The sequence below is a fragment of the Shewanella atlantica genome, assembly GCF_003966265.1.
Classification (GTDB): Bacteria; Pseudomonadota; Gammaproteobacteria; order Enterobacterales; family Shewanellaceae; genus Shewanella; species Shewanella atlantica.
The window spans coordinates 562,943-579,296 of the sequence record NZ_RXNV01000002.1; the positions used below are offsets into that span (position 1 = coordinate 562,943).

At 44.9% G+C, this 16,354-nt stretch carries 14 protein-coding genes and 1 tRNA gene; 13 read left to right on the top strand and 2 right to left on the bottom strand.

The genetic code is table 11. The features are described from left to right. Positions 1 to 47: 47 nt before the first annotated feature. From EKG39_RS07695 to EKG39_RS07725, 7 genes are all read left to right on the top strand, one after another. Positions 48 to 809 (top strand): helix-turn-helix transcriptional regulator, encoded by a 762-nt coding sequence (locus EKG39_RS07695; protein WP_126505146.1) that lies wholly within the window; start codon positions 48 to 50, stop codon positions 807 to 809. 220 nt (positions 810 to 1,029) lie between these two features. Further along, entirely contained in the window at positions 1,030 to 2,976 is a 1,947-nt protein-coding gene (locus tag EKG39_RS07700) for a hypothetical protein (protein WP_246028441.1), read from the top strand. Between the two features lie 157 nt (positions 2,977 to 3,133). Then, a complete protein-coding gene (locus tag EKG39_RS07705; protein ID WP_126505147.1) occupies positions 3,134 to 3,895 on the top strand; it encodes a helix-turn-helix transcriptional regulator in 762 nt (253 codons plus the stop codon). 220 nt (positions 3,896 to 4,115) lie between these two features. Beyond that, positions 4,116 to 6,065 carry a hypothetical protein gene (locus tag EKG39_RS07710; protein ID WP_246028442.1) on the top strand — a complete coding sequence of 650 codons (1,950 nt, stop codon included), beginning with the start codon at positions 4,116 to 4,118 and terminating at the stop codon, positions 6,063 to 6,065. Between the two features lie 156 nt (positions 6,066 to 6,221). Continuing rightward, the gene (locus tag EKG39_RS07715; protein WP_126505149.1) at positions 6,222 to 6,983 is read left to right on the top strand and encodes a helix-turn-helix transcriptional regulator; all 762 of its coding nucleotides are present in this window, start codon (positions 6,222 to 6,224) and stop codon (positions 6,981 to 6,983) included. Between the two features lie 242 nt (positions 6,984 to 7,225). Beyond that, a complete protein-coding gene (locus EKG39_RS07720; protein WP_246028443.1) occupies positions 7,226 to 9,118 on the top strand; it encodes a hypothetical protein in 1,893 nt (630 codons plus the stop codon). A 205-nt stretch (positions 9,119 to 9,323) separates the two neighbouring features. Further along, on the top strand, positions 9,324 to 10,085 hold the full coding sequence (locus EKG39_RS07725; RefSeq protein ID WP_126505151.1) for a helix-turn-helix transcriptional regulator: 762 nt from the start codon (positions 9,324 to 9,326) through the stop codon (positions 10,083 to 10,085). Positions 10,086 to 10,931: 846 nt separating this feature from the next. On the opposite strand, the gene EKG39_RS07730 is transcribed toward EKG39_RS07725, so the two are convergent. Beyond that, positions 10,932 to 11,022 (bottom strand) — tRNA-Ser (locus tag EKG39_RS07730). Between the two features lie 86 nt (positions 11,023 to 11,108). After that, positions 11,109 to 12,368 carry a purine nucleoside transporter PunC gene (punC, locus tag EKG39_RS07735; RefSeq protein WP_126505152.1) on the bottom strand — a complete coding sequence of 420 codons (1,260 nt, stop codon included), beginning with the start codon at positions 12,366 to 12,368 and terminating at the stop codon, positions 11,109 to 11,111. A 118-nt stretch (positions 12,369 to 12,486) separates the two neighbouring features. On the opposite strand from punC, the gene punR reads away from it, so the two are divergent. From punR to EKG39_RS07765, 6 genes are all read left to right on the top strand, one after another. Further along, positions 12,487 to 13,389, top strand: coding sequence for a DNA-binding transcriptional activator PunR (gene punR, locus EKG39_RS07740; protein ID WP_126505153.1), 903 nt, complete (start codon positions 12,487 to 12,489; stop codon positions 13,387 to 13,389). A 248-nt stretch (positions 13,390 to 13,637) separates the two neighbouring features. Next, entirely contained in the window at positions 13,638 to 14,297 is a 660-nt protein-coding gene (locus EKG39_RS07745; RefSeq protein ID WP_126505154.1) for a Bax inhibitor-1/YccA family protein, read from the top strand. A gap of 161 nt (positions 14,298 to 14,458) precedes the next feature. Beyond that, complete coding sequence (gene tusD, locus EKG39_RS07750; protein ID WP_126505155.1) at positions 14,459 to 14,848, top strand: sulfurtransferase complex subunit TusD; 390 nt, start codon at positions 14,459 to 14,461, stop codon at positions 14,846 to 14,848. 51 nt (positions 14,849 to 14,899) lie between these two features. Further along, positions 14,900 to 15,256 carry a sulfurtransferase complex subunit TusC gene (gene tusC / locus EKG39_RS07755; protein ID WP_126505156.1) on the top strand — a complete coding sequence of 119 codons (357 nt, stop codon included), beginning with the start codon at positions 14,900 to 14,902 and terminating at the stop codon, positions 15,254 to 15,256. Further along, positions 15,256 to 15,537 (top strand): sulfurtransferase complex subunit TusB, encoded by a 282-nt coding sequence (gene tusB / locus EKG39_RS07760; RefSeq protein ID WP_126505157.1) that lies wholly within the window; start codon positions 15,256 to 15,258, stop codon positions 15,535 to 15,537. The genes tusC and tusB overlap by 1 nt, the downstream gene beginning before the upstream one ends. Before the next feature lie 103 nt (positions 15,538 to 15,640). Then, positions 15,641 to 15,976, top strand: a complete 336-nt coding sequence (locus EKG39_RS07765) for a TusE/DsrC/DsvC family sulfur relay protein (protein ID WP_126505158.1) — start codon at positions 15,641 to 15,643, stop codon at positions 15,974 to 15,976. The last annotated feature ends 378 nt before the right edge of the window (positions 15,977 to 16,354 follow it).

A 16,354-nucleotide genomic window follows, 5' to 3' on the forward strand; every position in this document is an offset into this window, starting at 1 on the left:
GCCAGATACATAGCCGCAAAAACATATAAGAATAACCCATACTATTTATGAGTAATACAAAGACTAAACACTGTAACATTGATTCTATCTATGTCAGTCAAGCCAATGAAGTTCTGAGTAAATATGGCATAACGAATTTTTTCTATGGCATAACAACCAAAGAGAAAGGGGCTTCACTGTATCAATTTAAGAGGTTGCGGAGCCGAATACCTGGAGAGATGTGTAAAGCTAATAAATTGATTTTCTCAAGGGATAGTATACGGCTTTTACTTCAATATTATATTGAACACTTCGCCAGCAGAGATGGAGCCTATTCAGATAGAGTTCATCTGGGCCCAAACGTACCTTACTCACCAGATTACTCTGGTGGAAAAGGTGAACAGTTTAAGCGACTCATGGATAAGCATGGCGCTGTCAGTCGCGCTATCTGGTTACTGCCAGTCAAATACAACTCTGATTGGCGCAGTGCCTTTGTGCTGTTTTCCGATCAGTCTCGAAAAACTTTACTATCCACATTTACAGATAACAGGCAAGAGATTGAACGGCAGCTACAGCTCTACGCCACTTTGTTTAATGATCAATGTATCAGTCAATTGAATCCCATCAGCAACTTTAACTGCCTTTCAGCTAAGACTATGCAGGTACTGCAATTAACGGCTCAGGGCTATTCAAGTGATGAGATTGGCGAGAAGTTGACTATATCTGAAAGCGGGGTCAACTATCATCAGAACCGGTTAAAAGAACTTTTTAATGCCAAAAATCGGGCTCAACTGGTCAGTTCCGCTCACACTCTGGGAGTACTGGAATAACCTGAGTAACCATCAAAGGTACTGTTGAGACAACCTAACTCTGCATTCCATGTATGTTTACTTAATTATATCCACTTCACAACTCTCTTTGACGCGACAAAACACTACGACATGTAGTAGCGTTTTGTCGGATCGCTTCGGCTAATCTCATGTCAGCAAATTCAAATGCAATTTGTAAAAACAAAAAGATAAATTCACGATGACACTAAGAGAGATGACGATGAGAAAATTATTGCTAAGTACCTTGCTACTGAGCCTGCTGACAGGGTGTGGTAGCGACGACACTAACGACCAACCAGATGAGCCTGTGACGCCAGATCCTGAAAAGTCGAAGTACCTCACTCTGGACATCAAGCCTGAAGCCAAATTTGAAGGTACATTCAATGTTTACCTTGGTCGCTATGCCGATCCGGTTAAAGCATGGCTTCAAAGTGATGAAGCCTACCATCAGGGGGACCATACCCACGACAAAATGGAAACGGGTCAGTACTATGCTGTTGATGAACGTGACGCGCAACTGGCTGGGATAGTCAACGAACCAGAGACAGCAATTATCGTCGACGCAGCCAAGATGCACCAACTGTTGATGACAAATCCGGATGGCTTAGGTGCCGGCAGTGCTCGCGGTGATATTTTTGTAACGGGCCACTATTCTGTATTCGATGCATTGCGCTATCTTGCTTTAACCCGCAACGATATCAAACTCGATAATATCATCAATTATGACGAAAGCGGCCGCGATACCTATGAGTTTACCCTGTCTTGGGATTGTAACGGCGACGGAGAGTTCAATGACACTGACAATATAAGTACTGATCCTGGTGACACCTACGGGTGTGCTGTCAATTATAGTAATCATAAGAGTCAGGATTGGCATTTCCGCTCTCAATTTGAAAACGGTGAGTTTGCAAAGGCCCGGGGGAGCCTAAATGGAGTCGGCCCGCAAGGAGAAGGCAATTACGAAAGAATGGACCAATTTTGGATCAAATCGGGTATGAACATACGCTTTCAATCATTCTCTCCTGAGATGACGGCAAGACGTCACTGGGTACAAGATAGAGAGATGGCAAGACTTACACAAAACAGTGGCAAGGTTATCGTACCTACTTTTACAGCGGTAAAGTCATACAGTGAAGCACCTATTGTTATCAAAGATCTCGAAGTCACCGCGCATAATATGAGATCAGATATTTTTCAACAAGGTGTCATCACTAAGATGGATGTGTTTCTCTCTGCAGCCGATACCGGACTGGACATCGCCTTCAACTACTGGCCAACTCTCTCTACCGGAGCGCAAGTTGGCAGCTTTGCTCTGTTCAGAGTAGATGGAATAGCTTCCGATGTAGGCCGTGGTTGGGCCACCCTTTATGGAGAGATGGCTACTCAAGGAGATTTTTCCAGAGACTCTCAGTGCGCATTTTCTACCCCGACAGGCGGTGGGCAGGAGTTGGTCGTTGATCCTGAGCATTGTCGCAGAGATTGGCAATCCAGATTCGGTGGTAATATTCTTCATCTTATGTCTGATGTCTGGGTAATGAACCAGCCTGTTGAATTTGTGACCACAGCCATAAAAGATCATTACAAAACATGGGGAATGCCTGAGTACCCAGGAAAAGATCGTGTCGAGCGTGACTTCAGTAATAATGAAGATGGCTCCGACATCATGACATTACAAGTTTTTCCTCTTCCCGATGAAACTGAGAGTGCAGTCCTTAAACCTAGCCATTTTGGTTGGGACATCGCCGATTGCACAGAGTGCCACAACGAGCAAAAAGATCCTGATGGGCATGGTGGGTATAGCTGGCCAATCAATAGTAGTGACGGGTTCGACGAAACCCAACCTTACTATTGTGCAACCTGTCACGGTAACAATGGCGCACCCAAAGCTCATGGAGAGACGGCCCGCTGTTTCTGGTGCCATGACTCAGAACAGAACCGTCCTGAACATCATGGTGATAGTTCGACCCAGCGTATCTATGAAGGGGATGAGATAAGAAGTAACACGCATATCTACAATCACCCTAATGAGATAGCCGCACTACCAAGAGACAAGATGGGTAACTTTAAGGAATATGATAAGCTATGGAGTTCAGTCAACTCTGACTGGGATATGAGTAAAGTGTTCCCGGATCCATACTCCTGTATGACATGCCACCAAAACCCTTAAGCCTATTCATGAGTAAATTCAGGGGCAATTTGGAGCCCCTGTTCAATTTTGACGCTAGTGTATTATCTCTATATTCTGTATTGATAAGTGCTTTTAATAACAGCTAAAGGCACTACATACAGCTTTTAATGGACTACCGATAAGAACAATTTTTTCTATGAGTAACAACAAACCTAAGCACTGCGATATTGCCCCTAAATATATTAGCTTTGTTCGAGAGTATCTGGCCGACTACGGGGTCACAGAGTTTTTCTATGGCATCACAATTAAGATGAAGCCAACCACGTCAGAAATGTTTAAGAAATTACGGCAGCGACTTCCCAACGAAATGCTTAAAGCTAGATTTATGCTCTGCTCGAGCAAGGCTATCATGGAATACCGCCACCATTATCTTTCGCATTTTGCAGCTTACGACGATGGTTACTTCGAAAAGCAGAATTTAGGATTAAACCTGTTGAAAAATGCTGATATAACGACGCCCAAAGGGCAGCAGCTACAACGGTTAAGGGAGGAGTATGGCTTTCAAAGCTGGGGAGCCTGGCGATTACCGGTAAAATACAACCCAAACTGGGAAGCCGTCTACGTTTTCTTCTCCGACCTCGACCAGGCGACACTCAGGCAAAATTTACAGGCTCACCAAGAGCAGATAGATCATCAACTACTGCTCTATTCAAGCTTGTTTAACGATCAGTGTATCGCCCAGCTCAACCCTATCAGCAATTTCAACTGCCTTTCCCCCAAGGCTATACAGGTGCTTGAGCTCACCGCACAAGGTTATTCCAGCGAAGAGATAGGCGAAAAACTGGTGATGACAAAAAGTGGCGTGCACTATCACCAAAACCGTCTCAAAGAGCTGTTTAATGCCAAAAACCAGGCTCAACTGGTCAGTTCCGCTCACACTCTGGGAGTACTGGAATAACCTGAGTACACTTCATAAAATCAGTTGAAACGACCAAAGTCTTCATTCCATTCTTTACAGTTAATCACATACAGATCACAACTCTGTTTGCCGCCACAAAACACTACGGCTAGTCGTAGCGTTTTGGCGGATCGCATCGGCTAATCTCGTGTTAGCAAATTCAGATGCAATTTGTAAAAAACATAACAGTAATTAATGACTGACACTAAGAGAGATGAAGATGAGAAGAGAGCTATATAGCGCGCTTTTGCTAAGCTTATTAGCAGGCTGTGGTAGTGATGACACAGCAAGCTCCCCCGTAACACCCGACACGCCTGAACCGGAAAAATCCAAATACCTGACGCTGTATATCAAACCTGATACCAAATTTACCGGTGAGTTTTATATCAACTTAGGTCGCTACGATGACCCTGTGACTCATTGGATCCATGACAATAGCGATCTGAATAATAAAGACAAACCCAAGGCCGATGGCCCTGATGTCGACTATAACAAAGATGGTTGGATTGACGAACGTGATGCACATCTGGCCGGCATCTATAACCCGAAAGAGCCTATTATAAAAGTCGATGCGATCAAGATGCATCAACTCTTAATGACCAATCCCGATGGGCTAGGTGCGGGTACTGCGCGTCCCGATATATTTGTTCCCGGACAGTACGGCGTATTCGATGCTCTACGCTACCTTGCCGTTACACGTAATGATCTTAAAATCGAAAACATTGTCACTCCGGAAAACAGCGGCCGTGATACCTTCGAATTTGAAATATCTTGGGACAGCAATGGCGATGGTCTGTTCGATGAAATGGATAACGATATCTATGCTAACTACCAAGGGAAAGATTGGCATTTCAGATCCAGGTACGATGGCGGAGAGTTCAAGAAAATCGACAGTACCATCAGTGGTATTGGCCCCCAGGGGGAGCTTACCTACTCCAGAATGGATCAAATGTGGATCCAACCTGGCATGACCATTCGTTTCCAACCCTTTTCTCCCGAAATGACCCAGAGACGACACTGGGTTCAGAATAGAGAGATGGCTCGAATAGCAGAGGCCGGCGGCAAGGTTATCGTGCCGACTATAGCTATCGACTACAAAAAGAAGGATGTACCGCCAACTATTATTAAAAATCTGGAGGTGACCGCTCACAACATGAGACCGGATATCTTCCAGCCGGGTGTGATCACTAAGATGGATGTCTACTTGTCCGCCGCCGATGCGGGACAGGATATAGCCTTTAACTACTGGCCGACACTTTCCACCGGGGCCAAGATTGAACACTTTGCTCTATTCCGGATTAACGGTGTCTCATCAGATGTTGGTCGTGGCTGGACAACCGGCTATGGCGAAATGGCTATGTTGAAAGACTTCACGCGAAACTCACAATGTGACTTTTCATCACCGGCTGGTGGCGGTCTGGACATAGAGGTGGATCCCGAGCATTGCCGTATCGATTGGCGAACCAACTTCGGTGGTTGGGCTGTACATATCATGTCTGATGTGTGGGTAATGAACCAGCCGGTTGAATATGTCTATGCGGAGATAAAGTCTCATTACAAGGTTTGGGGCATGCCGGAGTTTTCCGGTAAAGATGTTATGGATCGTGATTTTAGCCAGGACGAAGATGGCTCCGATATCATGACGCTTCAGGTTTTTGAGCTACCCGATGGCTCAGGTTCAGCATCAGACAAAGCAATCTTAAAGCCCGATCACTTCGGCTGGGGGATTGCCGATTGCACCGAGTGTCACAATGCCGAAAAGGCCCCCCTAGGACACGGCGGATACAGCTGGCCGATAAATAGCAGCGATGGCTTCGATGAAACGCAACCTTATTACTGTGCCACCTGTCATGGCAATAACGGGGCTCCATCGGGCCATGGCGAAACGGCGCGCTGCTTCTGGTGCCATGACACTAAGGAAAACCGTCCATTACACCATGGTGATGCTTCGACTCAACGGCGTTATCAGGACAGCAAAGGAGAAATTAAGAGTAACACCCACATCTACAATACGAATGCCCCTAAAGATCTAAACTCTTTACCAAGAGATAGCATGGGTAACTATGAGGAGTACACAGACCTGATGAGTTCAAGAAATTCTGACTGGGATATGAGCCGTGTATTCCCTGACCCCTACTCCTGCATGACTTGCCATCCAAACCCAAATTAAGCCGGTAAAGCAAGTTAAATAGCATATAAGGGCTTGTGCTGCAAAGTCGACAAGCCCTCTTTGACAATGGTTAACGCCAAAGGTAGTCTCGCTATCAAGGAGCCCATACGGACTCAGAAATAGCGTTAAAATAACTTCTATTAATCAGTATTTTTTATGAAAAGTATCATCACAAAGCCTTGCGACATCGACCCCGAACATATTCGCCTTGCCAGTGAATTTTTAGCCGAACAAGGAGTCACTGAATTCTTCTATGGCATTACAACCAAAACATTAATGCCTGCAACCAATGAATTTAAAAAACTGCGCCGACGCATGCCCAAAGAGATGCTGAAGGCAAGGTATGGCATCTATTCCAGTGACAATATACGAATATTTCGTCACCGATACCTGCAGCACTTTGCCTCCTCCGATGAGGCCTACTTCGATAAAAATCTTCCCGGACCAAATATTTGGCGCGATCCCGACTATAGCGGCGCAAAAGGCGAGCAGTTTAAGCGCTTAATGGATGAATATGGAATCGTCAGCCGCGCGCTCTGGCTGTTACCCGTCAAGTACAACCCTGATTGGTACGCTGTTTTTGTGCTATTTTCCCCACTGGACAAAAGTACACTCAGCCGGAATATCATCACTAACCGTGAGCAAATTAACTACCAACTACAACTCTACTCCAGTCTGTTCAATGAACAATGCATTGCTCAACTCAACCCTATAAGCAATTTTAACTGCCTCTCTCCCAAGGCTTTACAGGTGCTGGAACTTACCGCTCAAGGTTTTTCCTGCGAGGAGATAGGCGAAAAGTTGGTAATGACAGAAAGTGGAGTTCACTATCACCAGAACCGTCTTAAAGAGCTGTTTAATGCCAAGAACCGGGCTCAACTGGTCAGTTTTGCTCACTCATTAGGTGTGCTGGATTAAGCTTAGGATTTAAATACAGCTTCTGGAATGTCACTCAATAAACCAAGCGAGGCACCGTCTACCCTTTTTGTTATTCGTCACGCTTTGTGCCATTTTTAAAATAGACATCACAGCCTCCCCACCAAATCCAAAACCCTGCAAATCGGAATAGGGTTTCAGTTATCAAGTTTCGTTACGCTTAACTCGGCCAATTTATAACTCAATTAAAAATCCGGATCCGATTAACAACACGAGAGATGATAATGAAACAGATACTTAGCAGTGCGCTACTACTCGGCCTGTTAACCGGCTGTGGTAGCGACGACACCACTGAATCCCCGGTTATACCGACACCTGAAAAGTCTAAATACCTGACACTGGACATAAAACCCGAAGCGAAATTTGAAGGGACCTTTAACGTTTATCTGGGTCGATTCCCCGACCCGCTTAAAGATTGGCTACAGAGTGAAGACGCACGAGATCTCACAGGCGATGGGCATATCGATGAGCGAGATGCGCATAAAGATGGTGTCTACAACCCTAAAGCTACACCAATTGTTATCGATGCCGTTAAGATGCATCAACTGCTGAGCACCAACCCGGATGGCCTGGGAGCCGGTAGTGCGCGTAGTGATATATTTGTAGATGGTCATTACTCTGTGTTTGATGCGCTCCGATACCTTGCCGCTTCCCGTAATGATCTGAAACTCGAATCCATCATCACGCCACAAAGCAGTGGCCGGGATACCTATGAGTTCACCCTATCCTGGGATAGTAACCGAGATGGAATATTCGACGAGCAGGATAATGCTCTCAATGATAACCTGGTCAATTACGATAACTATATGGGCAGGGACTGGCATTTCCGGTTCACCTTCGATGGTGGTGACCTGACTACGCTTAATGGCACACTCGATGGCTTGGGGCCTCAGGGGGAAGTGACCTACGGCCGCATGGATCAGTTTTGGATCCAACCGGGAATGAACATACGCTTCCAGCCATTTTCACCTGAGATGACAGAGCGCAGACATTGGGTTCAGGACAGAGAGATGACCCGCCTGGCTGAAAATAGTGGCAAGGTCATACTCCCACTGCTGCGTTTAGTGCCCTCTATGACGCAGGCACCGACGGATCTGATAAACCTTGAAGTTACGCCTCATAATATGAGACCGGATATTTTCCAAAATGGCGTGATAACCAAGATGGATATATTTTTGTCGGCGGCGGACGCAGGAACTGATATTGCGTTTAACTATTGGCCCTCTCTGTCTACGGGCGCCGAGGTCGGTCATTTTGCCCTGTTCAGAGCACTGGAAGTCGCATCGGAAGTCGGTAGAGGTTGGACAACTGCCTATGGTGATATGGCGGTTCAGGGCGACTTTAATGCTCACTCAAAATGTGACTTTTCATCACCTGCAGGTGGCGGACAAGATATCCAGGTCGATCCGGAGCACTGTCGCCTTGACTGGAACTCCAATTTTGGTGGTAATGCACTGCATATCATGCCGGATGTGGGGGTAATGAACCAACCGGTAGGCTTTGCCATGGCTGCGATTAAGTCACACTATGAATTATTTGGCATGACTGAGTATTCGGGTAAAGAGGTTACCCAGCGTGATTTCAGTCCACAGGAGGATGGCAGCGATGTGATGACGCTTCAGGTATTCCCGCTGCCGGAAGAGAATCAGGGACCAATACTGGAAGAAACTCATTTTGGTTGGGGTATCGCCGATTGCACCGAGTGTCATAACGAGAGTAAAGATCCTAGTGGACATGGCGGATATAGCTGGCCAATAAACAGTCGTGACGGTTTCGATGTGACTCAGCCTTACTATTGCGCCACCTGTCATGGCAACAATGGCGCACCATCGGCCCATGGAGAAACCGCTCGCTGTTTCTGGTGTCACGCCGGAGATTCCAAACCGGCTCACCATGGCGAGGCGTCGACGCAAAAGCTCTATCAAGGCGATGAAATCAAGAGTAATGATCACATCTACAACGATCCTAACGAACTTAATGCCCTACCCAGAGACAAGGACGGCAACTACCAAGCCTATGAGAAAGTATGGAGTTCGGTTAACTCTGACTGGGACATGAGCCGGGTGTTCCCTGACCCATACTCATGTATGACATGTCATAAAAATTCGGCAGACTGATTAGTCTAGTTAATTCAATTAACTGATTCGACTGGTTAATTAGAAAAATTTAAAGTCTCATCCATGACAAGAGCCTGTATACTCTGATGTATCAGGCTCTTATATTTTATATAATAAAAACATCACAGAGATTACTGTTACCTCCTCCAGAGCAACCAAGCATCATTGGACTTAACAGGACAACTAAGACAACTGAACCATTTTTATGAATACGATCGATACAAAACCTTGTCAGATTTCACCACAACAGTTGCGGTTAATCAGCGATTATATGGCTCAATATGGGATCACTGAATTCTTTTACGGCATCACCACAAAAAGCAGAATGCCTCAGGGTATTGATTTTAAAAAGTTAAGCCGTCGTGTGCCTAATGAGATGCAAAAGGCCCAATACAGTGTCTTCTCGAGCGAGAAGATCAGAAGGTTCAGACACGATTACCTTCAATCCTTTGCCCGTATCGATGCCGGCTATCAGGAAAAAAATGTCATGGGGCTGAATATATGGCGCGATCCCGATTACAGTGGAGGAAAAGGAGCCCAATTCAGGAAGTTGATGGAGCAATATGGGCTTAACAGTCGTGGGGTTTGGTATTTCCCGGTCAAGTACCATAGTGATTGGACCGCCGTGTTTGTCTTCTTCTCCAGTCTTGAGCGAAATGAACTGACACAAATACTTAACGACAATATGGAGGAGATAAATGCCCAGCTGCAACTTTTCTCAAGTTCACTCAACGAGCAATTTATCACTCAGATAAACCCAATCACAAACTTTAACTGCCTGTCTGACAAAAGCCTGCAAGTGCTGGCACTAACTGCCGAAGGATATGCCTGTGATGAGATCAGTCAAAAACTGAAGCTTTCTGAAAGCGGCGTGAATTACCACCTCACCCGACTGAAAGAGCTATTCCATGCAAAAAATCGTGCTCAGCTGGTTAATCTGGCCCACACTTTGGGTGTGCTGGATTAGACTGTCCCTTCAAATAATCCAGTTATTAAAGAAGTTAGCCAGTGCAAGAACAAACACTACAGAAGGTGCAGTAACACACTCAGTAAACGCGCCTACAGCAAAAAAGCTATATGTTTAATTATATCGGGATCCTCCTAACTGTTGAAAAATGCGTAACCTCAACAAAAGATCACCTATGGCTCATATCTGTTTAACTCGTTTGCGATTAATCAACTTACTAAATTAAAAAAGCCCCCTGCATTTTTGCTGGTGCTTCATCTGACTCTTTATATCAGTTCGGGGCGGAGATATAGCGATCTTTAAACAATAGGAACCCTGGTGTTCAATTAAAGAATCTCAGATATGAATAAGGGCTACTCTTTCGATTAACCCTTCATCTGACTCTTTATAACAGATCGGGGCGGAGAGATAGCGGCCTTTAAACAATAGGAACCCTAGGGTTCAACTCCTTTTAATACGAAAAAAGGCTCATCATTTCTGATGAGCCTTTCGTCTTTAATATGCTGTAGAGATAGTGATCTTTAAACATTAGGAACCCTGGGTTCAATTAAAGAATCTCAGATACGAAAAAGGGCCACTCTTCCGAGTGGCCCTTAATCTGAATATGGCGGAGAGATAGGGATTTGACCCCTACATATATGAGCTACAAACCTATTACTATTGAGACCTAACAATTTTTGGCAAATCTAGTTGACCACCAGACAGCAAAAAGCCCGATATCTTGCGATATCGGGCTTTCCTTAATATGGCGGAGAGATAGCGATCTTTAAACATTAGGAACCCTAGGGTTCAACTTTCAACTATACGAAAAAGGGCCACTCTTTCGAGTAGCCCTTAATCTGAATATGGCGGAGAGATAGGGATTTGAACCCTAGATGGGCTACAAACCCATGCCGGTTTTCAAGACCGGTGCATTCGACCACTCTGCCATCTCTCCGAACGCCGCGAATAATATAGCGACTAGATAACGATGTAAAGTCCTTATCTGCGTTTTTTATTCAAATTAGAGTATTCGGATAAATATCAATCAAGATCCAACTCATCTTGCTTCAAAGCGACGCGAGCCGGATCCGGCATAACGAATTCTTCACGTACTTTGTCCCAAGTATTGCTGTTTCTTAGCTTATAGCCGGCAATCACACCAAATGAGCAGATTAAGATCCCGAACCCAATAGCGACTTCACCATAGCCAGCCCAGATAGCAACCAGACTAGAGGCACCGAAAGCGATACTTATTTGTAGGAAGTTCTGCAAACCGGCAGCTTTCGCTGCATGCTTGGTAAACTCCTGCAATGCACTATTGACCACTATCGGATAGATAGCACCATTTGCGCCAGCAAGGATTGAGAATGAGATTAGCAGTGGAAGAATGCTGTCAACTTTGATTATCAACGAGCATGCGACAATCGCCACTACACAGAAACCAAAACAGGTCAGTAAGACACTGAGTGACTTTTCTGTGCCCACTTTACGAATTAAGATCTTACTCGCATAGCCACCGACAATAAACATTATCGTCTGTGGAATGAAACTCAAGCCTATCTCTTTTGCCTGATATCCATGTTGTTCCATGACAATCGGCCACACGGTTAAGTAAGCAAAGAATGCACCGGAACAGGCACCAAAGATGATAACATTGCCCAGATACTTAGGGTTCTTCAATAGGCCCCAATAAGTGAGCTTTTTCGTTCCCTCCTCTGCAGTTGTCATCACTTTTTCTTTAGGTACAAACATAACTGTTAGCAACATAAGAAAAACAGCAAGACATGTTAAAATTAAAAAGATAGTCGGCCATCCACTACTTTCCAGAACGAAAGCTCCCAAGAGTGGCGCTAAAGCGGGTGAAAGTGCAACAAGCGGCATAATGTTAGAAAAAACACCTTGGGCTTTAGCTGCGTCATATTTTTCGATAACAATGGCTTGCCAAATTACGCCTGCACTACAGGCTCCGAGTGCCTGAAAGAATCTGGCAATGTTGAAAGAGAGCACGGTCTCACTCGAAGCGAGTGAGAAGCTTGCCACTGCAAAAATCATAAGACCTAATAGCAGTGAGTTACGTTTTCCTATACGCTGTACCAAGGGTCCATATAGGAGTTGTCCGATGGCCAAGCCGGCTAAGAAACAGGTTAACGAGCCTGCAACTTGAGCCGGGGTTGCTTGCATCGAATCTTCAATCGCTTTAAATGCCGGAAGGTACATATCGGTAGCGATAAAGCCCAACATGCTGAGCAATGCCAGGTAGGCTAAAAAGAAGAAGTACTTGGTGTTATTTTCTGGATTCATATAAAAAATCAATCTTATGATTACTGAGGATCCGGAGTCTAAATACTTGCTTAAATGATGTGAAACGTTTATTTTTGACATCAGCTATCAATAATTTTCACAGCAAGGAACTGCTGGTATGCTTTCTGAACAATCACTCCAATTAATCGATATGGTCGCTCGTGTCGGGAGTTTCACCGCTGCAGCCAACAAGTTGCACAAAGTTCCATCGGCCGTCAGCTATGCGGTAAAACAGGTTGAGGAGGAGCTTGGCGCCATATTATTTGAACGCCATCATCGTAGTGTAAGCCTCACTCCTGCAGGCGAATATTTTGTAAAACAGGCGCGCTCAATCCTCACCAACATGGAGTCCATGAAGGATGATACCAAGCGCGTATCTAACGGCTGGCAACCCACACTTTCTATTGCGCTAGATAACATGGTTAGAGCCGATAAGATCAGTGTATTAATTGCCGATTTCTATCGCCACTTCACTAATGTTGAATTGATAATTCGAATCGAAGTGTTCAACGGCGTATGGGAGTCAATTGCCAATGGACGCAGTGATATCGCTATCGGTGCGACAACGGCGATTCCTGTCGGTGGTGACTACCACTTTAAAGATATGGGTGACATCAAATGGGCATTTTTAGTCGGTAAGAGACACCCTCTTGCAGAGGTTGACAGACCGCTGACCGATGATGAATTACGACAATATCCTTCTATCTGTCTGGAAGATACCTCCAGAGAGATCCCGAAACGAATGACCTGGTTGCTTGAAAATCAACGCCGATTAGTCGTGCCTGATTGGATCCGTGCAATCAACTGTTTCAGAGAAGGTTTGGGTGTCGGATATATGCCCATGCACTTTGCTGAGCCTTTCATTAAGGCTGGTGTCTTAATTGAGAAAGAGTTAGTCACAGTTAAGGCACCCAGCCCATGCTGTTTAGCATGGAATGGCGCCAATATGTCTCCCGCGATGTCATGGGTACTTGAATACCTTGGCGATAGCGATAAACTCCATAAAGACTGGTTTAATTAACTCCAAATAGCGCCAGATTTAAGCTTCAATTAAGGTTCGCGGAAATAGAGGGCTATTGTCGTTGAAAAACGATTTTGTCACTTTAACCCTGTTTCCAGCTGATGTATGATTCAATGACTTAAGATTTACTTGAGCACTAACCCTATAGCTAAACTTAGTGCCGAATGAAAAGGTAATGGAACTCTTTTCATTCAGGCTAATCTAAACAAGATGGTTAGTGAACGTCCAAAAGGTTTTCGGAGAGCAATATGACACAACAAACACTCTATTCTACTGGAGCTTCCACACTGGAAGTGAATAAGCTCCTGAAAAACACCTATATGTTACTGTCGATGACATTGGCTTTCTCTGCAGTTTGTGCAGGTCTTGCCATGGCATTACAGATTGGCCCTATGCTCTCTATCGGTATGTCCCTTGGTAGCTTAGCGATTTTATTTGTGACATTGAGAAAGGCTGAATCTGCCGCTGGTTTGTTTTGGGTTTTCGCCTTCACAGGTATGCAAGGTGCCTCACTGGGTTATATTCTTAACCATTATGCCGGCATGGCCAATGGTCCGCAGCTGATCATGCAAGCCCTTGGTTTGACTTCGGTTATCTTCGTGACTTTATCGGGTTATGCCATCACAACGAAGAAAGACTTCTCCTTTATGAGAGGCTTCCTTATCGCCGGTCTGGTAATAATGTTTGTCGGCTTGCTGGTTAATATGTTCTTAGGCAACGGTATGGTATTCATGGCTCTGAACGCCGGTATCGCGTTATTGATGACAGGTTTCATTCTCTACGACACCAGTCGCATCGTTAATGGCGGTGAGACAAATTACATCCGTGCCACAATCTCTCTGTATCTGGATTTCCTTAACCTATTCATCGCTCTGCTTCACCTGATGGGTATTGGCGGCGATGACTAAAGACGCATACTTTTATTGGATGAACTAGTATTGGATTATCATGCCAAACAATGGCATCTCCAAAATAACGTGTTTCCATAGTGAGTTTTCAGTTAGAATAGCCCCATTATCGGGGCTATTTTTTTGCCTGCCTTTTTACCATCACTATAGTATTTTGTTAAATGAGTAAATTCATCATTCAGGTCAACGGCGCTGCTTATGCCAGTTCGGCCAGTTATAATGCCTACCGCTTTGCCAAAGCCGCACTGGAGTCAGGCCACGAGATAGAAAGAGTCTTCTTCTATCAAGATGGCGTGCTTAATACCAGTACTCTTAACAGCCCGGCTTCGGATGAGTTTGATCTAACGAAGGCCTGGGTATCGCTGAATAAGAAATATAGCGTTCAGCTGGTCAACTGTGTCTCTGCTGCATTGAGACGAGGTATCCTGTCTCAAAATGAGGCCAAAGAGAATCAGCTTGACCATTGGAACATGGAAGAGCCGTTCGAAATGGGCGGCTTAGGTGAGCTGGTTACGGGTATAGAGGCTGCCGACAGAGTAGTAAGCTTTTAAGCCACTGCGCTGAATGAATAGTGCTGAATGAATATTTATGAGTAAATCAAAATGAAAAAAGTCGCTATAGTCTTCCGTCGAGCCCCCCATGGTTCGCCCCATGGCAGAGAAGCATTAGATCTCGCGCTGTTAAGTGCCAGCTTCGAGCAGGAAGTGAGTTTAATCTTTGTCGATGACGGCGTACTTAACCTTATCAAAGATCAGCAACCGGAACGTGTTGGCGCGAAGGATTATATCTCCACGTTCGGTGCCCTTCCCCTTTATGATGTGGATACCGTACTTGCCTGCGAAGAGTCTTTGCTTGAGTATGATCTAGAGCCTACTGAGCTTACTATTGAGGTTGAGAAGGTATCCCCATCAATGATCACCGAGCAGTTAACTCAGGTTGATGAGGTCTTAGTATTCTGATGAATTTACACCATATTCAAACGTCAGCCAAACAAGATAATGCACTTGCATGTTGTCTTAAATACATGGGTAAGCAGGACGCGATATTACTCTCCGGAAATGGCGTTAATAGTCTCTTATTACCAGAGTGGCAGGAAAGATTAGCCGATATCAGAGTGATGGCACTCAAAGGTGACGTCGAAGCTCGTGGCTTGAGCCAGCGGTTAGGGCATTATACCGTTATCGACTACGACACCTTCGTGCAAGAGTCTTTAAAACATGACAAGGTGATCACCTGGTGATAAATGACATCAAGCTCATAGGTAGGTTAGGCGTAAACCTTTTACATCAGTTACATCAGTTACATCAGTTACAAGTCAAACAGGTCTCAGAGGTTAAAAGCAGTTGAATAGTTTTGAATATAAAGGCGAGCAGATCGAAACCGATCCTCAGGGCTACCTTAAGCAGGTTTCACAGTGGAATGAAGAGATTGCCGAACTCATAGCAGCACAGGAGCAGATAACACTCACTCCGGCTCATTGGGAGGTGATACATTTCGTGCGGGACTTCTATTTAGAGTACAAGACAAGCCCGGCAATACGTGTATTGGTTAAAGCCATTGGCCAAAAGCTAGGTGCCGATAAAGGTAATTCTAAGTACCTGTATACTCTCTTTCCTACCGGTCCGGCTAAACAAGCGACTAAGGTTGCAGGCTTGCCTAAACCAGCGAAATGCATCTAGCCTAATCTAGCGTGCCCGAACGTCGCCAAACGCCGTTTGTTAGCTAAATCTGCAAATCTCAATAAAAAAACCGAGACATCTATTCAGAGATCTCGGTTTTATCATTCTTGCTGATATAAAAATCAGGTAATGTTCTTTATAACCAGTATTGCAGCTTTCCCGAATGCAGCAAACACATTGTGTTGCCAAACACTGCTTACTTTCGACATCTGTGCTTGTTTTGAAACTGCTAAAGCCAAAAAAAAACCGAGACATCAATTCAGAGATCTCGGTTTTATCATTCTTGCTGATATAAAAATCAGGTAATGTTCTTTATAACCAGTATTGCAGCTTTCCCGAATGCAGCAAACACATTGTGTTGCCAAACACTGCTTACTT